The organism is Bradyrhizobium sp., from assembly GCF_035935975.1.
In the GTDB taxonomy this organism is placed as follows: Bacteria; Pseudomonadota; Alphaproteobacteria; order Rhizobiales; family Xanthobacteraceae; genus Bradyrhizobium.
Genome location: NZ_DASYWN010000035.1, coordinates 1 through 22,203, shown reverse-complemented (window position 1 = coordinate 22,203; position 22,203 = coordinate 1). Strand labels below are relative to the sequence as shown.

The 22,203-nt window shown below is 63.4% G+C and carries 15 protein-coding genes, 1 tRNA gene and 1 pseudogene; 2 read left to right on the top strand and 15 right to left on the bottom strand.

The features are described from left to right. Positions 1–106 precede the first annotated feature (106 nt). The 12 genes from VGR99_RS19005 to VGR99_RS18950 form a co-directional block, all read right to left on the bottom strand. Positions 107–2,170, bottom strand: coding sequence for an FAD-dependent oxidoreductase (locus tag VGR99_RS19005; RefSeq protein WP_326900385.1), 2,064 nt, complete (start codon positions 2,168–2,170; stop codon positions 107–109). Positions 2,171–2,363: 193 nt separating this feature from the next. Next, positions 2,364–6,563, bottom strand: coding sequence for a DNA-directed RNA polymerase subunit beta' (rpoC, locus tag VGR99_RS19000; RefSeq protein WP_326900383.1), 4,200 nt, complete (start codon positions 6,561–6,563; stop codon positions 2,364–2,366). A gap of 128 nt (positions 6,564–6,691) precedes the next feature. Beyond that, positions 6,692–10,810, bottom strand: coding sequence for a DNA-directed RNA polymerase subunit beta (gene rpoB, locus VGR99_RS18995; protein ID WP_326900381.1), 4,119 nt, complete (start codon positions 10,808–10,810; stop codon positions 6,692–6,694). Between the two features lie 485 nt (positions 10,811–11,295). Then, positions 11,296–11,673 (bottom strand): 50S ribosomal protein L7/L12, encoded by a 378-nt coding sequence (gene rplL, locus VGR99_RS18990; RefSeq protein ID WP_326900379.1) that lies wholly within the window; start codon positions 11,671–11,673, stop codon positions 11,296–11,298. A 54-nt stretch (positions 11,674–11,727) separates the two neighbouring features. Then, positions 11,728–12,246: a 50S ribosomal protein L10 gene (gene rplJ, locus VGR99_RS18985; RefSeq protein WP_194402797.1), complete on the bottom strand. Its 519-nt coding sequence runs from the start codon at positions 12,244–12,246 to the stop codon at positions 11,728–11,730. Positions 12,247–12,837: 591 nt separating this feature from the next. Continuing rightward, positions 12,838–13,791 carry a 2-hydroxyacid dehydrogenase gene (locus tag VGR99_RS18980; protein ID WP_326900378.1) on the bottom strand — a complete coding sequence of 318 codons (954 nt, stop codon included), beginning with the start codon at positions 13,789–13,791 and terminating at the stop codon, positions 12,838–12,840. Positions 13,792–13,881: 90 nt separating this feature from the next. After that, positions 13,882–14,574 (bottom strand): 50S ribosomal protein L1, encoded by a 693-nt coding sequence (gene rplA / locus VGR99_RS18975; protein WP_326900376.1) that lies wholly within the window; start codon positions 14,572–14,574, stop codon positions 13,882–13,884. A gap of 6 nt (positions 14,575–14,580) precedes the next feature. Then, positions 14,581–15,009, bottom strand: coding sequence for a 50S ribosomal protein L11 (rplK, locus tag VGR99_RS18970; RefSeq protein ID WP_008136439.1), 429 nt, complete (start codon positions 15,007–15,009; stop codon positions 14,581–14,583). Between the two features lie 133 nt (positions 15,010–15,142). Next, positions 15,143–15,697, bottom strand: coding sequence for a transcription termination/antitermination protein NusG (gene nusG / locus VGR99_RS18965; RefSeq protein WP_008136441.1), 555 nt, complete (start codon positions 15,695–15,697; stop codon positions 15,143–15,145). Continuing rightward, positions 15,697–15,888 (bottom strand): preprotein translocase subunit SecE, encoded by a 192-nt coding sequence (gene secE / locus VGR99_RS18960; protein WP_027564420.1) that lies wholly within the window; start codon positions 15,886–15,888, stop codon positions 15,697–15,699. Before secE ends, nusG begins: the two co-directional genes overlap by 1 nt. A gap of 406 nt (positions 15,889–16,294) precedes the next feature. Further along, positions 16,295–16,753: a hypothetical protein gene (locus VGR99_RS18955; RefSeq protein ID WP_326900354.1), complete on the bottom strand. Its 459-nt coding sequence runs from the start codon at positions 16,751–16,753 to the stop codon at positions 16,295–16,297. Positions 16,754–17,174: 421 nt separating this feature from the next. Beyond that, positions 17,175–17,250 (bottom strand) — tRNA-Trp (locus VGR99_RS18950). Between the two features lie 147 nt (positions 17,251–17,397). On the opposite strand from VGR99_RS18950, the gene VGR99_RS18945 reads away from it, so the two are divergent. Continuing rightward, the gene (locus VGR99_RS18945; RefSeq protein ID WP_326900352.1) at positions 17,398–18,618 is read left to right on the top strand and encodes a serine hydrolase domain-containing protein; all 1,221 of its coding nucleotides are present in this window, start codon (positions 17,398–17,400) and stop codon (positions 18,616–18,618) included. A gap of 206 nt (positions 18,619–18,824) precedes the next feature. Here the strand turns inward: VGR99_RS18945 and VGR99_RS18940 are convergent, their stop codons facing one another. Both VGR99_RS18940 and VGR99_RS18935 read right to left on the bottom strand, forming a co-directional pair. Then, on the bottom strand, positions 18,825–19,592 hold the full coding sequence (locus VGR99_RS18940) for an SDR family oxidoreductase (RefSeq protein ID WP_326900351.1): 768 nt from the start codon (positions 19,590–19,592) through the stop codon (positions 18,825–18,827). A gap of 68 nt (positions 19,593–19,660) precedes the next feature. Continuing rightward, positions 19,661–20,359 (bottom strand): histidine phosphatase family protein, encoded by a 699-nt coding sequence (locus VGR99_RS18935; RefSeq protein WP_326900349.1) that lies wholly within the window; start codon positions 20,357–20,359, stop codon positions 19,661–19,663. A 131-nt stretch (positions 20,360–20,490) separates the two neighbouring features. Here VGR99_RS18935 and VGR99_RS18930 point away from each other — a divergent pair, with 131 nt between their 5' ends. Continuing rightward, complete coding sequence (locus VGR99_RS18930; RefSeq protein ID WP_326900347.1) at positions 20,491–21,276, top strand: SDR family oxidoreductase; 786 nt, start codon at positions 20,491–20,493, stop codon at positions 21,274–21,276. Between the two features lie 599 nt (positions 21,277–21,875). Here the strand turns inward: VGR99_RS18930 and VGR99_RS18925 are convergent. After that, a pseudogene (locus VGR99_RS18925) lies at positions 21,876–22,203 on the bottom strand (hypothetical protein); the annotation flags it as partial.

Genomic DNA, 22,203 nt, shown 5'->3' with positions numbered 1-22,203 from the left:
TGACCGCAGAGAACGCAGGACATAGCGGCAAACCGCTATCGCACCGATTCTATGCGATCAGGATGAATTCGGCAAAACAATTGGCGAATTCATCCGACCCTTGCGACTAGTCGTCGTCCTCGTCTTCGACCTTGTCGAAGAACGAATAGCGCAGACTGTCGGCGTCGGCGTACCACTGGCCCGGGCCCTTGCCCGCGGCGAGCGTCGCCTCCCAGAGCGCATCGGTGCAGTCCTTGCGGTGCATCGACAGGTCGAAGCCGTTGCCGAAGAACAGTTCCGACCATTCCCACCAGGTGCCGAGCTTCTTCACCCCGCGCAAGAGGTCGTAGCGGTCGATCACCACCGATGCCATGTCCGAGGTGATCGAGCCGAACACGAGGCCGGTCTTGACCACGCGGTTGAGCTCGCGGATCGCGCGGACCACCTGCTTCGGGGAAACGTGGCAGAGGCTGGTCTCGAACACGAAGTCGAAGGAGCCGTCCTTGAACGGCATGTCGGTGATCGAGCCGAGCTTGTTGTACTTCTTCAGCGCCTTCGGCGTCCTGGCGTGGATGGCGCGGTTGTTCTCGATGCCCCAGGCGTCGATGCCGCGATCGCGCAGCGCGCCGACCAGCTCGCCGCTGGCGGAGCCCGCGACCAGCAGCTTGGCGCCCCTGGCCTTGCCCCAGACGATGCCGATCAGCTTGCTGAGGTAATCGGGATCGGTGAACTGCTGCCACACCTCGTGATAGGGACCGAGGCCGCGATAATTCTCGAAATAGTCGCGGTCGATCTTGTCCGAGATCGGCTCGCCATCCTCCTGCGCACGCTCGCGGCGCAGGCGCATCATCTCGGTCAGGATGATGTCGGTCGCCGCGTCCGAGGAGTCGAGCAGGCCGTTCAGCGTCGAGTCGAACAGATAGTCGCCGACCACGACGATGCCGGGATGTTCCTTCGGCTCGGGCCGGTGATTGGTCATGACGTCGCGCACCGGCAGACCGCCCGGAATCGCATTCACCGACGACAGCCAGCGGTGGATCTTGCCTTCCAGGAAATGCTCACGCGCATCGCCGAGCGAGGCCGGCAGCGATTTCAGCGCGGCATCGATCAGCTCCTGATCGGACAAATTGGCGAAGGCCAGTGCGTCGGAGCCGGGAATGAGCCAGTTCAGTACGCCGTGCTTGCCGACGTCGTGGCGCGCGCCCTCGTTGTAGACGCAGCAGCCGCCGAAGGCTTCCGACATGAACCAGGCGCCGGGAATCTTCTCGCCCCAGAACGGGGACTCGAACAGGATCGAGACGCGCAGATAGTGCGCGGGACGGTCGAAATAGGAGACGTGCTTGACCATCGACTTGCGCAGCTGCTCGCCCTCCCAGCCGAGCGTGGCCAGCCAGGAGTGCGGCAGGCAGACCAGCACGAGATCGAAATCGCGCGTCTCCGGCCCCTTGCCGTTCATCATCTTGAGCTGGTAGCGGCCGGTCGGCGCCTTGCCGACGGTGAGGACGCGATGGTTGAGCTGGATGTCGGCGTTGACCTCCGACTGCAGGCACTCGATCAGCTGCTCGTTGCCGTTCTGGATGGAGTAGAGGCCGATATAGCCGTCGACGTCCATCAGGTAGTTCTTGAGCGCGTTGAGGCCGTTGGTGTTGTGGCTCTCGGTCGCGATGTCCGAGCGCGCCATCACCTTGAAGAATCGCTTGGCGGTCTCGTCCTCGACCTCCTCGTCGAGCACCTGCTCGGCGGTCTTGTAGGCCCAGGGGTTCTCGTTGTCGTGCGCGCCGACGCCTTCGTAATATTCGATCGGCGACATCGCCTCGGCGCAGCGCTTGCGGAACGATTCGATCGCGTCCGCAGTCTTGGCGCCGTATTTGCGGCGCATGCCCGGAACGTCGTTGAGCAGTTCGCCGCCGAATTGCACCTGCTCGGCGTCCATCGGAATCGTCTGCAGGCCGAAATGCTGGATCAACTCGCGCAGCGGATCCGGACCCGTCATCGAGTAGTCGTAGATCTCGGCAACGCCGGCCTCGTACATCGCGGGCGCCGAATCGAATTTGCGGGTGACGATCTTGCCGCCGAGCCGGTCGGACGCCTCATAGATGGTGATGCGGCAGAGATCGCCGAGCTTACGCTTCAGGTACCAGGCGCTCATCAGCCCGCCGGGGCCGCCGCCTACGATTGCGAGATCAAGCATATCAGTTCCGTGGTCTCCGGCCCTGCCCCCGTCACGGGATCCACCGGTCTAAGCTCCCCTAGCAGAAGCGCTTTTGCGTCTGAAGGAAAGATGAACAAAGGTTGATCCCGCAACGCAACAGGGAAACAAAGCAGCAAAAAGGCCGGCTTTCGCCGGCCTTTTCATTGTCCTCGGTATTCCTACGGATGAACCATTATTCCGCAGGCGGCAGAGCCATCGGCTCGGCTTCCGGCGCGGCCGGCGGCACGACGGCCGCCTGCTTCTCGCGCTCGTCCAGGATCAGCTTGTCGCGCTTCATCGCGACTTCGCGGATCTTGGCCATGGAGGCGCCGGTGCCCGCCGGGATCAGCCGGCCGACGATGACGTTCTCCTTGAGGCCCTCGAGCGGATCGACCTTGCCGTTGACCGCCGCTTCCGTGAGGACGCGGGTGGTCTCCTGGAACGAAGCCGCCGAGAAGAACGAGCGGGTCTGCAGGCTCGCCTTGGTGATGCCGAGCAGAACCGGCGTTCCCGTGGCGGGCTTCTTGCCCTCTTCCTTGGCCTTCTCGTTCAGCGCGTCGAACTCGATCTTGTCGACCTGCTCGCCGGAGATCATGTCCGTGTCGCCCTGGTCGGTGACTTCCACCTTCTGGAGCATCTGACGGACAATCACCTCGATGTGCTTGTCGTTGATGAGCACGCCCTGGAGCCGGTAGACCTCCTGGATTTCGTTGACCAGGTAGGCCGCGAGCTCCTCGATGCCCTTGACCGCAAGGATGTCGTGCGGCGCCGGGTTGCCTTCGACGATGAAGTCGCCCTTTTCGACGACGTCGCCGTCCTGAAGGTGGATGTGCTTGCCCTTCGGGATCAGGTACTCGCGCGGCTCCTCGGTCTTGTCCATCGGCTCGATCGAGATGCGACGCTTGTTCTTGTAGTCGCGTCCGAACCGGATGGTGCCCGCGATTTCGGCGATGATCGCCGCATCCTTCGGACGCCGTGCCTCGAACAGTTCCGCCACCCGCGGCAGACCGCCGGTGATGTCACGCGTCTTGGCGCTTTCGGTCGAGACACGGGCGAGGATGTCGCCCGGATTGACCTTGGCTCCGACGTCGACCGAGAGAATGGCGTCGACCGACAGCATGTAGCGGGCATCGCCGCCACGGGCGAGCTTGAGCACCTTGCCGTCCTTGCCCTTGACCACGATGGCCGGACGCAGGTCCGAGCCGCCGCGGGTCGAGCGCCAGTCGATGACCACGCGCTTGGCGATACCGGTGGCCTCGTCGAGCGTTTCCGAGATCGACTGCCCCTCGACCAGATCCTCGAAGCCGATGGTTCCTTCGACTTCGGTGAGGAGCGGACGGGTGTAGGGATCCCACTCGACGACGCGCTGGCCGCGCTTGACCATGTCGCCCTCGTCGACGTGCAGGCGCGAGCCGTACTGGACGCGGTGCGTCGCACGCTCGGTGCCGTCGGCATCGACGATCGCCACCACCATGTTGCGCACCATCGCCACCAGGTGACCTTCGCTGTTGCGGGCGATGGCCTTGTTCCTGATCACGATCTTGCCGTCGAAATTGGCTTCGACGAAGGACTGCTCGTTGAGCTGCGCCGCACCACCGATGTGGAAGGTGCGCATAGTGAGCTGGGTACCCGGCTCGCCGATCGACTGCGCCGCGATGACGCCGACCGCTTCGCCGTGGTTGACCGGCGTGCCGCGGGCGAGGTCGCGGCCGTAGCACTTGCCGCAGATGCCGTTGACGAGTTCGCAGGTCAGTGCCGAGCGGATCTTCACCTCCTGCACACCACCCTGCTGGATGGCGTCCAGATGGCTTTCCTCCATCAGCGTATCGCGCTTGATGATCACCTTGCCGGAGCTGTCACGGATGTCCTCGCAGGCCGTGCGTCCGAGGATGCGCGAGCCGAGCGAAGCGACCACGGTGCCGGCATCGACGATGGCGCGCATCTTGATGCCGAGCTTGGTGCCGCAGTCCGACTGCGTGATGATGCAGTCCTGCGCGACGTCGACCAGACGACGGGTCAGGTAGCCCGAGTTCGCGGTCTTCAACGCGGTGTCCGCGAGGCCCTTGCGGGCGCCGTGGGTCGAGTTGAAGTACTCGAGAACCGAGAGGCCTTCCTTGAAGTTCGAGATGATCGGCGTCTCGATGATCTCACCCGACGGCTTGGCCATCAGGCCGCGCATGCCGGCGAGCTGGCGCATCTGGGCCGGCGAACCGCGGGCACCGGAGTGAGCCATCATGTAGATCGAGTTGATGTCGGCATCCGCTCCACTCGCCGTCTTCTTGGTGGAGGAGATCTCCTTCATCATCGCCTTGGCGATTTCTTCCGTGGCCTTAGACCAGGCGTCGACGACCTTGTTGTACTTCTCGCCATGGGTGATCAGACCGTCGTTGTACTGCTGCTCGAAATCCTTCGCCAGCGTACGGGTGGTGTCGACGATCTTCCACTTGGAGTTCGGCACGACCATGTCGTCCTTGCCGAACGAGATGCCGGCCTTGAACGCGTTGTAGAAGCCGAGCGCCATGATGCGGTCGCAGAAGATTACCGTCTCCTTCTGACCGCAGTGACGGTAGACCTGGTCGATGACGCCCGAGATCTCGCGCTTGGTCATCAGCTTGTTGATGATCTCGTACGTGACGCGCGGGTTCTTCGGCAGCAGATTGCCGAGCATGACGCGGCCGGCGGTGGTCTCGATCCAGCGCTTGGAGACCTTGCCGGTCTCGTCCATGCCTTCCCACCGGTACTTGATCTTGGTGTGAAGGTGGATGACCTTCGCGTGCAGCGCGTGCTCGAGCTCGGCCATGTCGCCGAACACCTTGCCTTCGCCGGGCAGGCCTTCGCGCATGATCGAGACGTAGTAGAGACCGAGCACGATGTCCTGCGACGGCACGATGATCGGCTGGCCGTTCGCCGGATGCAGGATGTTGTTGGTCGACATCATCAGGACGCGCGCTTCCAGCTGCGCTTCGAGCGACAGCGGGACGTGCACGGCCATCTGGTCGCCGTCGAAGTCGGCGTTGAACGCCGAGCAGACCAGCGGGTGAAGCTGGATCGCCTTGCCCTCGATCAGCACGGGCTCGAACGCCTGAATGCCGAGGCGATGCAGCGTCGGCGCGCGGTTCAGCAGCACCGGGTGCTCGCGGATGACCTCGTCCAGGATGTCCCAGACCTCGGGCCGCTCCTTCTCGACCAGCTTCTTGGCCTGCTTCACCGTGGTGGACAGGCCCTTGGCGTCAAGCCGCGAGTAGATGAACGGCTTGAACAGCTCGAGCGCCATCTTCTTCGGCAGGCCGCACTGATGCAGGCGCAGCTCGGGACCGACCACGATCACCGAACGGCCCGAATAGTCGACGCGCTTGCCGAGCAGGTTCTGACGGAACCGGCCCTGCTTGCCCTTGAGCATGTCGGCGAGCGACTTCAGCGGACGCTTGTTGGCACCCGTGATGACGCGGCCGCGGCGGCCGTTGTCGAACAGCGCATCGACCGCTTCCTGAAGCATGCGCTTCTCGTTGCGGATGATGATGTCCGGCGCGCGCAGCTCCATCAGCCGCTTCAAGCGGTTGTTGCGGTTGATGACGCGGCGGTAGAGGTCGTTGAGGTCCGAGGTCGCGAAGCGGCCGCCGTCGAGCGGCACCAGCGGACGCAGGTCCGGCGGGATCACCGGAACCACGGTCATGATCATCCATTCCGGCTTGTTGCCGGAGTGGCGGAACGCCTCCACGATCTTCAGGCGCTTGGCGAGCTTCTTGTGCTTGATGTCGGAGTCGGTCTCCTGCATCTCGATGCGCAAGGAAGCTTCGAGCTTCTCGAGGTCCATGCCCTTGAGCAGCTCGCGGATCGCTTCGGCACCGATCATGGCGGTGAAGCTGTCCTGGCCGTATTCGTCCTGCGCCTTCAGATACTCGTCTTCCGACAGCAGCTGACGGTCCTTGAGCGCGGTGAGACCCGGCTCGAGAACGACGTAATATTCGAAGTAGAGGATCCGCTCGAGATCCTTCAGCGTCATGTCCAGCAGAAGGCCGATGCGCGAGGGCAGCGACTTCAGGAACCAGATGTGGGCGACGGGGGCAGCGAGCTCGATATGGCCCATGCGCTCGCGCCGGACGCGCGACAGCGTGACCTCGACCGAGCACTTCTCGCAGATGATGCCCTTGTACTTCATGCGCTTGTACTTGCCGCACAAGCACTCGTAGTCCTTGATCGGCCCGAAGATGCGGGCGCAGAACAGGCCGTCGCGCTCGGGCTTGAAGGTACGGTAGTTGATGGTCTCCGGCTTCTTGATCTCGCCGTAGGACCAGGACAGAATCTTCTCTGGGGACGCGATCGAGATCCGGATCTGGTCGAAGACCTGAGCCGGCGTCGTCGGGTTGAAGAGATTCATAATTTCTTGGTTCATCGTCTTCTCCTCGCGTGCCGGTCGCCTCCGGCCGCAAATTCGAAAATCACTTAGCGGGGCGCCCTGCCCTCAAGGCCTCGGGAAGGGCGCCAATGCCCGGCCGTGACGGCCGGGCATGAAAGGTCGAATTACTCGGCCGCTTCCGACGTCGGCGCCGGACCCATCTTGGAGTTGTGCAGGTCGACGTTGAGGCCGAGCGAGCGCATTTCCTTGACCAGCACGTTGAACGATTCCGGAATACCGGCCTCGAACGTGTCGTCGCCGCGCACGATCGCCTCGTACACCTTGGTACGGCCGGCGACGTCGTCCGACTTCACCGTCAGCATCTCCTGGAGCGTGTACGCCGCGCCGTAAGCCTCGAGCGCCCACACCTCCATTTCGCCGAAGCGCTGGCCGCCGAACTGCGCCTTGCCGCCCAGCGGCTGCTGGGTGACGAGCGAGTACGGACCGATCGAACGCGCATGGATCTTGTCGTCGACCAGATGGTGCAGCTTGAGCATGTAGATGTAGCCCACCGTCACCTTGCGATCGAACGGATCGCCGGTGCGGCCGTCATAGACGGTCGACTGACCCGAAGCGTCGAGACCGGCAAGCTTCAGCATCTCCTCGATGTCGGCTTCCTTGGCGCCGTCGAACACCGGCGTCGCGATCGGAACACCGCGGCTGAGGTTGTGACCGAGTTCAAGCAGCTCGTTGTCGTTGAGCGTCTTGATGGTCTCGTCCTCGCCGTAGACCTTCTTCAAGGTTTCCTTCAGCGGCTTGATGTCCTGCTTCGACAAATAGGCATCGACCGTCTGGCCGATACGCTTGCCGAGGCCGGCGCAGGCCCAGCCGAGATGGGTCTCGAGGATCTGTCCGACGTTCATGCGCGAGGGCACGCCCAGCGGGTTGAGCACGATGTCGGCGTGCGTACCGTCTTCGAGGAACGGCATGTCCTCGATCGGCACGATCTTCGACACCACGCCCTTGTTGCCGTGGCGGCCGGCCATCTTGTCGCCGGGCTGGATCTTGCGCTTCACCGCGACGAAGACCTTGACCATCTTCATCACGCCGGGCGGCAATTCGTCACCGCGCTGAAGCTTCTCGACCTTGTCGAGGAAGCGCTGTTCAAGCCCCTTCTTCGACTCGTCGTACTGCTTCCGCATGGCCTCGATCTCGGCCATCAGCTTGTCGTTCGGCGAGGCGAACAGCCACCACTGCGACTTCGGGTACTCCTCGAGCACCGCACGGGTGATCTTGGTGTCCTTCTTGAAGCCCTTCGGGCCCGCAATGCCCTGCCGTCCCTCGAGGAGCTCGGCAAGACGGTTGTAGACGTTGCGGTCCAGGATCGCCTGCTCGTCGTCGCGGTCCTTGGCCAGACGCTCGATCTCTTCCCGCTCGATCGCCAGCGCACGCTCGTCCTTGTCGACGCCGTGGCGGTTGAACACGCGGACTTCCACGATCGTGCCCTGCACGCCCGGGGGGACGCGCAGCGAGGTGTCGCGAACGTCGGAGGCCTTTTCGCCGAAGATGGCGCGCAGGAGCTTTTCTTCCGGCGTCATCGGGCTTTCGCCCTTCGGCGTGATCTTGCCGACCAGGATGTCACCGGCGCGCACTTCCGCACCGATGTAGACGATACCGGCTTCGTCGAGGTTCTTCAGCGCTTCTTCCGAGACGTTCGGAATGTCGCGGGTGATTTCCTCGGGTCCGAGCTTGGTGTCGCGGGCCATCACCTCGAACTCCTCGATGTGGATCGAGGTGAAGACGTCTTCCTTCACGATCCGCTCGGAGAGCAGGATCGAGTCTTCGAAGTTGTAGCCGTTCCACGGCATGAACGCGACGAGCACGTTGCGGCCGAGCGCGAGCTCACCGAGATCGGTCGACGGACCGTCGGCGATGATGTCGCCCTTCTTGACGATGTCGCCGACCTTCACCAGCGGACGCTGGTTGATGCAGGTCGACTGGTTCGAGCGCTGGTACTTCATCAGACGGTAGATATCGACGCCCGACTTGGTCGGATCGAGATCTTCCGTGGCGCGGATGACGACGCGGGTCGCGTCGATCTGGTCGATCACGCCCGAACGGCGCGCCGCGATCGCAGCACCCGAGTCACGCGCAACGACGCCTTCCATGCCGGTACCGACGAACGGCGCCTCGGCGCGAACCAGCGGCACCGCCTGGCGCTGCATGTTCGAGCCCATCAGCGCGCGGTTGGCGTCGTCGTTCTCGAGGAACGGGATCAGGGCTGCTGCGACCGAAACGAGCTGCTTCGGCGACACGTCCATGTAGTCGACCTTGTCCGGCGTCACCGGCAAGACTTCGCCGGCGTGACGGCAGACCACGAGATCTTCGGTGAAGCGGCCCTTCGGGTCGAGCGGCACGTTGGCCTGCGCGACCGTGTAGCGGCCCTCTTCCATCGCCGAGAGGTACACGACCTCGTCGGTGACGCGGCCGTCCTTCACCTTGCGATAAGGCGTCTCGACGAAGCCGTACTTGTTCACGCGCGCGAAGGTCGCGAGCGAGTTGATCAGACCGATGTTCGGACCTTCCGGCGTCTCGATCGGGCAGATGCGGCCGTAATGCGTCGGATGCACGTCGCGCACCTCGAAGCCGGCGCGCTCGCGGGTCAGACCGCCCGGTCCAAGTGCCGACAGACGGCGCTTGTGGGTGATCTCCGACAGCGGGTTGGTCTGGTCCATGAACTGCGAGAGCTGCGAGGAGCCGAAGAACTCGCGCACGGCGGCAGCCGCCGGCTTCGCGTTGATCAGGTCCTGCGGCATGACCGTGTCGATGTCGACCGAGGACATGCGCTCCTTGATCGCGCGCTCCATGCGCAGGAGGCCGATGCGGTACTGGTTCTCCATGAGCTCGCCGACCGAGCGCACACGGCGGTTGCCGAGATGGTCGATGTCGTCGATCTCGCCCTTGCCGTCGCGCAGGTCCACCAGCGTCTTGATGACGGAGAGGATGTCTTCCTTGCGCAGCGTACGCTGGGTGTCGGGCGCATCGAGGTCGAGGCGCATGTTCATCTTGACGCGGCCGACCGCGGAGAGGTCGTAACGCTCGGCGTCGAAGAACAGCGACTGGAACATGGCCTGCGCCGAATCCAGCGTCGGCGGCTCGCCCGGACGCATCACGCGGTAGATGTCGAACAGCGCATCCTCGCGCGTCATGTTCTTGTCGGCCGAGAGCGTGTTGCGGATGTAGGGGCCGACATTGACGTGGTCGATGTCGAGCAGCGGCAGCTCCTTGTAGCCGTGCTCGTTGAGCGCCTTCATGTTCTTGTCGGTGATTTCCTCGCCGGCTTCGGCGTGGATCTCACCGGTCTTCGGGTTGACGAGGTCCTCGGCGAGATAGTTGCCGACGAGCTCCTCATCCGACAGACGCAGCGCCTTCAGCCCCTTTTCCTGGAGCTGGCGGGCGGCACGGACGGTCAGCTTCTTGCCGGCCTCGAGCACGACCTTACCGGTATCGGCGTCGATCAGATCGTTGACGGTCGAGTAGCCGCGGAAACGGTTGGCGTCGAACGGAACGCGCCAGCCTTCCTTGGTCCGCTTGTAGAGGATCTTCTTGTAGAACGTGGACAGGATCGCCTCGCCGTCGAGGCCGAGGGCGAACATCAGCGACGTCACCGGAATCTTGCGGCGACGGTCGATACGCGCATAGACGATGTCCTTGGCGTCGAACTCGATGTCGAGCCAGGAACCGCGATACGGGATCACGCGGGCAGCGAACAGCAGCTTGCCCGAGGAATGGGTCTTGCCCTTGTCGTGGTCGAAGAACACGCCGGGCGAACGGTGCATCTGCGAGACGATGACGCGCTCGGTGCCATTGACGATGAAGGTGCCGTTCATCGTCATGAGCGGGATGTCGCCCATGTAGACGTCCTGCTCCTTGATGTCCTTCACCGACTTCGCGCCGGTTTCCTCGTCGATATCGAACACGATGAGGCGCAGCGTCACCTTGAGGGGAGCCGCAAAGGTCATGCCGCGCTGGCGGCACTCGTCGACGTCGTATTTCGGCTGCTCGAACTCGTAGCGGACGAATTCCAGCATCGAGGTGCCCGAGAAGTCGGAGATCGGGAACACCGAGCGGAACACCGCCTGCAGACCCTCGTCGAGACGGCCACCGGCGGGCTCATCCACCATCAGGAACTGGTCATAAGACGCCTTCTGAACCTCGATGAGGTTCGGCATCTCGGCGACTTCCTTGATGTGTCCGAAGAACTTGCGAACACGTTTGCGACCGGTGAATGTCTGCTGCGCCATCGTGGCCTCTCATTTTCGTCGCCCGCTCTGGGCGCGCCGTCCGGAACGCGGCTGCCGCCGCTCCCCGGGTTGAATTTTTCGAACCCGCTTTGGGGGCCGGAGACTCAGTTTCAGGTGGGAATGTCCTGAATCTGTTCTTCAGACCTTCAAAACGCAAAGAAACGCGCGGGGCGCATAGGCGCGCCCGCCCGTCACAACGATCGTCTTCACGGACTGCAAAAGCCCGAAATAGCCTGCTCTCCCAACGGCTTACAGGGAAATCCGGCCTCCCTGCCCACCGCGCTTTCGTGCTGTCGACCCGATATGGGGCGACCATAGTGCAGATTCGAGGGGTAAACCCTCAAATCCCAACACATTTTCGTGTTCGGCCCGCGTCGGGACGTTCCGTCGCACGCCTTTTGCATCCGGCCCGCCCTCTTGAGGGTGGACCAAGATCCCGGGCACCGCCTGAGGCGCGCCCGGGATCTTGTACCAGTAAGCGGTGCTTACTTGAGCTCGACCTTGGCGCCAGCCTTCTCGACCTGGGCCTTGATCTTCTCGGCTTCTTCCTTGTTCACGCCTTCCTTCAGCGGCTTCGGAGCACCCTCGACGAGGTCCTTTGCTTCCTTCAGGCCGAGACCGGTGATGGCGCGGACTTCCTTGATGACTTCGATCTTCTTGTCGCCAGCCGAGGCGAGAACGACCGTGAACTCGGTCTTCTCTTCCGCCGGAGCAGCGGCAGCGCCACCGCCAGCCGGGCCGGCCACGGCGACGGCCGCGGCAGCCGAAACGCCCCACTTCTCTTCGAGGAGCTTCGCGAGTTCAGCGGCTTCGAGCACGGTGAGGCTCGAGAGGTCGTCAACGATCTTCTGCAAGTCAGCCATTGTTCAGTTTCCTTAGGTGTAAGTCTGGTTCGGGTTTGAGTTTTGCGAAGGGCGTCAGGCCGCTTCGCCCTTTGAGGCATGAGCCTGGATGACGCGCGCGAGCTTGCCCGCGGGCGCGTTGGCGAGTTGAGCCAGCTTGGTCGCCGGGGCCACGATGAGGCCGACGATCTTGCCGCGCAGTTCGTCAAGCGACGGCAGTGAGGCAAGCGCCTTCACGCTGTCGACATTCAGGACGGTCTTTCCCATCGAGCCGCCAATGATGACGAACTTTTCGTTCGCCTTGGCGAATTCGACGGCGACCTTTGGCGCCGCTACCGGATCGTTCGAAGTGGCGATCACGGTCGGTCCCTTCAGCATGGGACCGATGGCAACGACGTCAGTGCCTTCAAGAGCAATTTTGGCGAGACGGTTCTTCGAGACCTTCACCGAGGCGCCAGCCTGCTTCATCTGCATGCGCAGCTTCTGCATCTGGGCAACGGTCAGGCCGGAATATTGAGCAACGATCGCGACGCTCGTGGTCTTGAAGACCCCATTGAGCTGTTCGACCGCGTCTTTTTTTGCCGCTCGTTCCACAGCAAGCTCTTTCCGGTTGGCGGCCATCGCGAAAGCGGGACCGCCGGGTTGCACCCATCGTCCCGCCCAAACCTGAACCTCGGGGCCAAAACCCTTCGGACACGCCGGGCAAGACGACAATTCAAAGCCTGCCCTCCGGGAGCCCAAGGGCCCACGGCGTGTCGAGGTCCGAACCAGACCCTTTTCGCGAAACCAGCCCTTAAAGCTGGGTGCGAAGTGAAATCCGGTCTTCACCCGTCTATGCAGGCCATGCGATTAAGCCGTTGAGAAATCGAAATTCCCCGCGGGCGCCTGCAGTCTTGGACAGGACAAGGTCAGCCGGCGAACCGCCCGACCCCTGCCCGCACCCCAGCCAACCGACGGATTTTCCTTCCTTTTCCGGCAAATCCTTACGGACGTCCTGAAAAGGAATGATCTCCTGTCGTGTCGGGTTTTCGGAATGCGTGCACGAACGCGCCAGCCGAGGCCGGCACGTCCGGAAGCGGTTCTTTAACCGCTCTCTGCCGGCTTGCCAAGAGCAAAATTCGCACCAGTTCCAATCCGTTGCCGGCAGGGCCTGAGGCGGGCCGATAAGGGCCGATTCAGGCCGATTCAGGCCGATTTGACCCCATGGGGCAGCGGCTTGCCCGCGAAGAACGCGGTCAGGTTCGCCAGCACGCAGTTCTGCATGGCGACGTGCGATTCGAGGGTATGGCCGCCGATATGGGGGGCGAACACCACGTTGGGGAGCGCAGTCAGCGCGTCGGGCGCGTGCGGCTCCTTGTCGAACACGTCGAGGCCGGCGCCGGCGATGGTCTTGTCGGTGAGCGCCGCGACCAGGGCCTTCTCGTCGATGACCGAGCCGCGGGAGATGTTGACGACATACCCGTCCGCGCCGAGCCGTTTCAGGATGTCCACGTTGACGACGTGCTGGGTGTCGGCCCCTGCCCGGACCGCGATCATCAGCACGCTGCACCACTCGGCCAGCGCCTCCAGCGAGGAGAAATACTGATAGGGCAGATCGTATCTGGTGCGGCTGAAATAGCCGACCTCGCTCTCGAAGGCGGCGCAGCGGGCGGCGATCTTGCGGCCGATCTCGCCCATGCCGTAGACGCCGATGCGGCGGCCGGGCATGCCGGCCTGGGGACGCATCATCGGCGACTGTTTTGAGGCCGCCCAATCGCCGCTGCGGACATATTGGTCGGCGACCAAAATGCGCCGCGTCGTCGCCAGCATCAGGGTCATCGCGATGTCGGCGACCGAGGCCGCATTCGCGCCGGGGCTGTGGCCGACCGCGATGTTGCGGGCGGCTGCCGCCTTGAGGTCGACGCCGTCATAGCCGGTGCCGTAGCAGACGACGGCGCCGAGCTTTGGAAACAGGTCCATCGCCTCGGCTCCCAGCGGCGAGCCGCCCGCGGTCAGCATCGCGCGGATGCCGCCGAGCTCGCCGGCCGAAAACACCTCATGAGCAGGCTTGCCACCGGTGTCGAGCAGCTCGAACCGCTCGGCGAAGCGCGCCATCATCGTCTTGGGAAAGCGCGAGTAGATCAGGACCTTGTCAGCCATTGTTCTTGTTTCCGGTAAACGCCGCCACAAACGACGAGGGGCGGAATCGGTTGCCCAATTCCGCCCCTCGCCTCATGCAAATTCCAAACCTCAGCCGAGAATGGTGCCCGGCTCGACCTTCACGCCCGGGCCCATCGTCGAGGACACCGCAACGCGCTGGATGTAGGTGCCCTTGGAACCGGCCGGCTTCGCCTTGGTGACGGCGTCAGCCAGGGCCTTGATGTTCTCGACCAGCTTGTCCTCGGAGAACGAGGCCTTGCCGACGCCGGCCTGCAGGATGCCGGCCTTCTCGACGCGGAACTCGACCGAGCCGCCCTTGGCACCCTTCACCGCACCGGTGACGTCCATGGTCACGGTGCCGATCTTCGGGTTCGGCATCAGGCCGCGCGGGCCCAGCACCTTACCGAGACGGCCGACCAGCGGCATCATGTCGGGGGTGGCGATGCAGCGGTCGAAATCGATCGAGCCGTTCTGCACCTTCTCGACCAGGTCCTCGGCGCCGACGACGTCGGCACCTGCAGCCTTGGCCTCGTCAGCCTTGGCGCCGCGGGCGAACACGCCGACGCGGAGCGTACGGCCGGTGCCGTTCGGCAGGGTCACGACGCCGCGGACCATCTGGTCGGCGTGACGCGGATCGACGCCGAGATTGATCGCGACCTCGATGGTCTCGTCAAACTTCGCTTTCGCGCGTTCCTTGACCATCTTGATGGCGTCCGCGAGCGGGTAAAGCTTTTCGCGGTCAACACCTTCGCGGGCTTTGTTCAAACGCTTTCCGATTGCCATGACCGCTTACCCCGCCACTTCCAGACCCATCGAACGGGCAGAGCCCTCGACCATCTTCATGGCCGATTCGATGGTGTCGCAATTGAGATCCTTCATCTTCTTCTCGGCGATCTCGCGCACCTGCGCCTTGGTCACCTTGCCGGCCTTGTCACGGCCCGGCGCCTTCGAGCCGGACTGGATCTTGGCGGCCTGCTTGAGGAAGAAGGACATCGGAGGGGTCTTCATCTCGAACGTGAACGAACGATCGGCGTAGATCGTGATCACGACGGGAATCGGGGTGTTCTTCTCTTCCTTCTGGGTCTGGGCGTTGAACGCCTTGCAGAACTCCATGATGTTGAGACCGCGCTGACCGAGCGCGGGACCGATCGGGGGCGAGGGATTCGCCGCACCGGCCGGGACCTGAAGCTTCAGGTATCCGGTCACTTTCTTTGCCATGTATCACTCCTGTTGTGCCGGCGAGTGCCGGCGGTTTCAGGTTCGTGGTCTGGGTCGGATGCGGCTGGCAACCGCCCTCTCCCTCCCACGGCCTCTCTTTGCCGGAAGCCTTTCGGCGTCCCGCGTTACCCGGTCAGACCTTCTCGACCTGACCGAATTCCAGCTCGACCGGCGTGGCGCGGCCGAAGATCGACACCGCGACCTTCACGCGCGAGCGCGCCTCGTCGATTTCCTCGACCACACCCGAGAACGAGGCGAACGGGCCGTCGGCCACGCGCACGTTCTCGCCGATCTCGAACGACACCGACGCCTTCGGCCGTTCCACGCCCTCCTGCACCTGGTGCAGGATGCGCATGGCTTCGCTCTCCGAGATCGGCATCGGCTTGTTCTCGGCGCCGAGGAAGCCCGTGACCTTCGGCGTGTTCTTGATCAGATGAAACGCCTCGTCGGTCAGCTTCATCTTCACCAGCACGTAGCCCGGGAAGAACTTGCGCTCGGCGTCGATCTTGCGGCCGCGGCGCACTTCCGTGACCTTCTCGGTCGGAACCAGCACCAGCTCGAACAGCTCCTCGAGACCACGCTGCTTGGCCTGCTCGCGGATCGATTCAGCGACCTTCTTCTCGAAGTTCGAATAGGCGTGGACGATGTACCAGCGCTTGTCGGACAATTGAGCGGTTGCTGTTGCCATCAGTGAATGCCCAAAAGGAAGGTGATGAGGTAACGGATGATCTGGTCGGCGGCGAAGAAGAAGACCGAGGCCACGGCGACCATCACGAACACCATGATGGTGGTGATCGTGGTCTCACGACGGGTCGGCCAGGTGACCTTGGCGGTCTCCGAGCGCACTTCCTGCAAGAACTTGAACGGGCTGACTGCCATCGTTTGAGGTCCAACGTCCGTCGCCAGACGCGATTAAGGATTTCAGGGATCCGAACAGCCGCCTGTGGCCCAGCCCTCTGTCTCGAAGGATGAGCCGGAAAACCGGGCTCGATTGTTCGGGGGATTTCAAAGCCGCGCCGGAAATCCGCGTCTAACGGGCCGGCTGCGAGTGCGGGGTATCTACTGCGGATGGGGCCAAAGGTCAAGGTGCGCGCGCTCGCCCCCCGAAACGCCCGGCGCCCCGGCAGCCCCGCGAGAGCCGATCAGGATCAAGGGGTTATCCGCCCCCGATGAAGCGCCAGACGAGCGTCGAATCGGCCGCTCATATCGGGGGGCCTCGCCTGCGTCAGCCGCCAAGGCTGGCGCGGTGCCAGATGCGACCGCAGCTTGCAGGGCTGTTCGACGACTACTGGACTGGGGCCATGATATTTCCGACGATATGGCAGGTGCCGCCAGTGACTGAGACGTTATCAAACGCCGAAAATTGTATGAAGGGAAATCTCCCCGGGCCCACAAGGAAGCGAACCGGATGGTTCAATGAGAAAACAATATTGAGCGAATTGTAGACGTACGGTTGAGGCAACTGCAAAGGAACTTGACGCTGCATCCCAAAGCCACCAGCCGTAGCCGCGACCCCCAGCATTACCAATACCAGCTGTTTGCTGGTGTTGCCGTAACAGGCGACATTGGTGATCTCGATTAGCTTGTCAGGCGGCGTCTGAGAGAACGAAGCCCTGCAGCCGACATTGTTGTCGCAACTGACATAGGTCGTCTCGTCGTAATAGTTTCCGTAGATCGTCGCAGCGGCATTCGCCTTGGTCCCGAGCACCATGGCAAGTGCGAATAGCCAAACACCAAGCTTCATTTGAACCTCCAGAACATTCTTTGCTGAAAAGTGTCGGCAGGGTTCGCATGCAGGCTTTCCTGCCCGCCGCGGGCCAAAAGGAAAGTCGGTCGGCTCACGGATTGCCATTGACCGCCGGCCTCAATGGCTTGCGATCGGCAGACTTGCGGAATCCGTTTCATGATCAACTCCCCCAGCGACCCAGGAGATTGTCGAAGGCATGTATTTCGGGATCATTTCGTACGCGCGCCGGAATGGTTTCGTGGCGACCGCCGTCGCCGGGCTTCCGCGCGCTGTCGCCGATTCGGAATCAGCTTCATTTCCGATTTGGCGCGCCAAGCTCGTGACGACGCCGGCGCGGGTCCGCAACGTCTCGCGCAATGGCGCAACGAGATCGTCGCACCAACAATGCCGGCATTAAATCAGCGGGATAAAGCGACGCTGGCAGGAGTGGCAGGGCTCGAACCTGCGACCCCCGGTTTTGGAGACCGGTGCTCTACCAATTGAGCTACACTCCTACGGACCCGCGTCGCCACGGGTCACGGCGCTTTCAAGCACAGGGGACGGCCGGATTGCAAGGGTGAAGCGCGCTGGCTTCGCTTGTTTATGCAACGGCTTCTGGGCCACAGTCCGTCCCCGATAATCAAGAACAACCGGGAGCCCCCATGACGACCGCCACCGCCGCCCGCCCCTCGACCGCGCCGAAAACCCCGCCCCTTCCCGAGGCCAAGCCCGAAACGCTGGGCCTGTCGCGCTCCCGCCTCCAGGCGATGTCGGACGCCTTCAAGCGAGAGATCGACAAGGGAACCGTTCCCGGCGTGACCGTGCTGGTGGCCCGGCGCGGCCAGGTCGGCTGGTTCGAGGCGCTCGGCAAGCAGGCCCCGGCGGGCCCGGCGATGGCGCTTGATTCGATCTTCCGGATATTCTCGATGACCAAGCCGATCGTCTCGGTCGGCATCATGGCGCTGGTCGAGGACGGCCACCTGCTGCTCGGCGATCCCGTCGCCAAATTCATTCCCGAGTTTGCGGACCAGAAGGTCGGCGTGGTCAGCGGCGGCAGACTGGACCTCGTTCCGCCGAAGCGCCCGATGACGGTGCAGGACCTGCTCCGCCACACCTCGGGTCTCACTTACGAGCACCAGGGCGACGGCCCCGTACACAAGCTCTACCAGGAATCCCGCGTCCGCAGCCGCAAGATCACCAATGCCGAGCACGCCGCGCTGGTGGCGAGCTTCCCGCTGGTCTGCCATCCCGGCGAGGAGTTCAACTACAGCCGCTCCACCGACATTCTCGGCCGCATCATCGAGGTCGTCAGCGGCAAATCGCTCGGCACGTTCCTGACCGAGCGCGTCCTCGCGCCGCTGCAGATGACCGAGACCGGCTTCTCCACCAGCGAAACCAATGCCAACAGGCTCGCGCAGCCGTTCGAAGCCGATCCCTGGACCGGCGACAAGGTCGCGCTGTTCAACATGCTCGAGCAGCCGGTGATGGAGTCCGGCGGCGGCGGTCTGGTCTCGACCACGATGGACTACGCTCGCTTCGCGCTGATGCTGCGCAATGGCGGCACACTCGACGGTGTCAGGATCATCGGCCGCAAGACGCTGGAGCTGATGGCGTCCGATCACCTCGGGCCTGACGTCGTGACCAACGGCACGCTGCTCTCGCCCGGCCACGGCTTCGGACTCGGCTTCGCGGTGCGCCGCGAGGCCGGCATCGCGCCCTTCCCCGGCAGCGTCGGCCAGTATTTCTGGAGCGGCATTGCCGGGACGTTCTTCTGGATCGATCCGAAGGAGGATCTGTTCACGGTGTTCATGACGCAGGGCCCGGGACAACGTGATTTTACGCGGACCTTGGTGCGGGACCTGGTTTACGCGGCGGTGGATTGACGTAGCTCGGTCGCGCGACGTCTCGTCGCGACGCCGCATCCCCACCTTCACTGTCATGCCCCGCGAAGGCGGGGCATCCAGTACGCCGCGGCGGATGTGGCGAGAGCGAGCTCTCTATTGCCGGTCTCTGGGATACTGGATCGCCCGCCTTCGCGGGCGATGACACCTGTTGTTAGGCGGTCTGCGTGCCCCTCCCCGCGAGACGCTCAACTAATCGTCGCGCCGCCGTCGATCACCATGGTCTGGCCGGTCATGAAGTCACCGGCCGCAGAGCCCAGGAATACGGCCGCGCCCGCGATCTCGTCGGGGATGCCGATGCGCAGCAGCGGCGAGCGCGAGGTCGAGGCCTTCAAATTATCCGGATTGTCCCACAGCGCTTTCGCAAAGTCGGTCTTGATCAGGCCGGGCGCGATGCAGTTCACGCGGATGTTGTGCTTGCCGTATTCGCAGGCGAGATTGCGCGCGAGCTGCATGTCGGCCGCCTTCGAGATCGCGTAGGCGCCGAGAATGGTCGAGCCTTTCAATCCGCCGATCGAGGAGACGATGATCACCGAGCCGTCCTTGCGCTCGATCATCTGCGGCACCACCATCGAGATCAGCCAGTTGTTGGCAACGATGTTGTTGTCGAGAATCTTGCGGAACTGATCGTCGGAGATGCCAGCGAGCGGACCGTAATACGGGTTCGACGCGGCGTTGCACACCAGCACGTCGATCTTGCCGAAGGCGCGGTTGCTCTCGTCGACGAGGTTCTGCAGATTTTCCTTCGACGAGATGTTGGCGGCGACCGCGACGGCGATGCCCTTGCCGAACTTGTCGTTGATGTCCTTCGCCACCTGCTCGCAGACATCGGCCTTGCGCGAGGAGATCACCACCTTGGCGCCGTGCTCGGCCATGCGCTCGGCGATCGCGAGCCCGATGCCGCGCGTCGATCCGGTGATGACGGCGACTTTCCCCTTCATGTCGAACAAGGTCATGTTTCTCTCCCAGAGTGTGATTTGATTGCTTGAAGCTTACGCCGCGCCGGCGCGAACGGACAGCAGACTTAGGCGAGCTTCTTGACTTCCGGCCCCGCCAGCTGATGCATCTCGGCATGCGCGTCATCGGCGATCCAGGGCTGCTGGTTCACCATCGGCAGCCGCCAGACCGAGCGTTCGGGGCTTGCGAAATAATCCAGCCGGGTGATCGAGACATTGTCGATGTCGAACGACAGCGCCCGCTCTACCTGGCCGTCGAGCGCGAGGCCGATCGCCGCCTTGATGGTGCCGCCATGCGCGACCGCGATCACGTTCTGCCCGGCCGCCTCATTGTTGATCCGCTCGACGGTGCGGCGCGTGCGGTTGTAGAGATCCATGAAACTCTCGCCGCCCGGCGCGGGCTCGTTGATGTCGGCGAACCAGCTCGAGCCGACGGGACGGCTGGCGATGAACTCGGCGCGGTTCATGCCCTGCCAGCGGCCGAGATTCTGCTCGGCGAGGTCGGCCTCCCATTTCATCGATGCGGGCCGCGGATAGCCGGCATCCCAGATCGCTTCGGCGGTCTGATGCGTGCGCATCAGATTGCTCGAATACCAGACCGCCTTGCGTGGCAGCACCTTGGCAACAGCATTGAACACGTAGGTGTCGCTGGTGTCGCAGGCGAGATCGCTCTGTCCGTAGATGTTGCCGCCGTCGTTGCGCACCGGCGCATGACGAACCCACCACCAGCGTGTCGTGACCACTTTCGGCTTGTCTGCGGTTGTCATGAGCCTCTTCCATCCCGTGTGATGTCGCTGTACGTCAGTAGCTAACGTGTCTCAAGACACTTTACCGTTTGAAATTCTGTTTGAAATTCCGTCGCGCGGCAAGCGTCGGGACGAACCAAAGGGAGAAACGCATGGGCCGTCTGCAAGGCAAATCCGTCATCATCACCGGCGCCGGCAGCGGCATCGGCCGTGCGGCTGCGCTGCTATTCACCAGGGAAGGTGCAAAGCTGATCGCGGTCGATCGCACCGAGGCGGTGAAGGAGACCGTCGACGAGGTGAAGAAGGCCGGCGGCATTGCGGAAGCGATGATCGCCGACGCCGGCTCCGAGAAGGACGTCATGGCCGTGATCGACAAGGCGGTGAAGACGCACGGACGGCTCGACGTGATCTGGGCCAATGCCGGCGTCTCCGGCGGGCTCGTTCCGCTCGGCGAGCAGACCGTGGAACAGTGGCAGGAGGTGCTGCGCGTCAATCTGATTGGACCGTTCCTCGCGGTGAAGCATGCGATGCCGCACATGGTGAAGCAGCAGTCCGGCGCGATCGTGCTGACCGCATCCGTTGCGGGCCTCAAGGCCGGCGCGAGCGGACATCCCTATGCGGCGAGCAAGGCCGGCGTGATCTCGCTGGTGCAGACCACCGCGTATTCGCTCACCGGCACCGGCGTGCGCATCAACGCGGTGTGCCCCGGCCTGATCGAAACCGGCATGACCAAGCCGATCTTCGACCGCGCCAAGGAGCGCGGCACCCAGGACAAGATCGGCCAGCTCAACCCCCTGAAGCGCCCCGGCCAGCCGCACGAGCTCGCCGCGATGGGACTGTTCTTGGCGAGCGACGAGGCGTCCTATGTCAACGGCCAGGCATTCCCCGTGGACGGCGGCCTGACCGCGTCGATGCCGTATACGGGCAAGCCGGTTTAACGAGGGTCTCGCGTCCCGGACGCGCTGCAGCGCCATAGCGTGTCGAAGACGCGCGTGAACGCGCTTATGGCGCTGCTGCGCAGAGCCGGGGCACGAGAGCGGAGTTTGGCGCAAAATCGTAGGATGGGTAGAGCGAAGCGAAACCCATCAACGCTTTCTCCGCGCTGAAACATGATGGGTTTCGCAAGTGCTCTACCCATCCTACGGCCGCAGACACACCTTCGCATCCTCGCGGCTTGTTTCGCCCGAGCTTTGCTTCATCGTCTCACCCTCAAATGAAAGAGGGCGCAGGGAAGGCCGGGAGCCGGCTGGCTCCCATTGACCGCCATGCGAAGAAGCAGATTGCGCTACAATGCACAGCGGGGAAACAGGGCAGCCGGAGCATCCCGGCCTTCCCTGCGCGATGGTTGGAACGGCTTATGTCGTGCGCTCCCCGGGGAGCGATGCACTATTGCCCCCGTCGCCTTGCCGATGACTGATGCGCGGGCCCGGTTGGGCCGCACGCATCACCGCAAGACTTGACGCACAGACCCCGGGCGTCAGGACCACACGATTTTGCCGTACGCGAACCGCATCCGTCGTTGGCGCGAGGTCTTCGCTCACGGTTGCCCGCCCTGCGAAGCCTGTCGCGCCGATGCGGCCCACGTCCACCGCCGCCCGGCCCGCGTGTCGTGACGATCGCGATACGCCCCTCTTCCTTGGGCCGGGTTGCGGCAATGGATACGCCGTTTCCGAATTTCGGTAAAGTGGAATATTTTCACCGCAGCTAATTGACCGACCGCTGGGGTGTTTTGCCCGACGAGGCCGAGCAAGAACTCGGCATTTCGGGGAGTTGATGTACGATTCTGTTCATGACGAATCGCACATTCAAGTCCGGCGAGAGCCGAGAGCAACTCAGTCTGCTTCCAGCGCGGGTTGAGGACTATG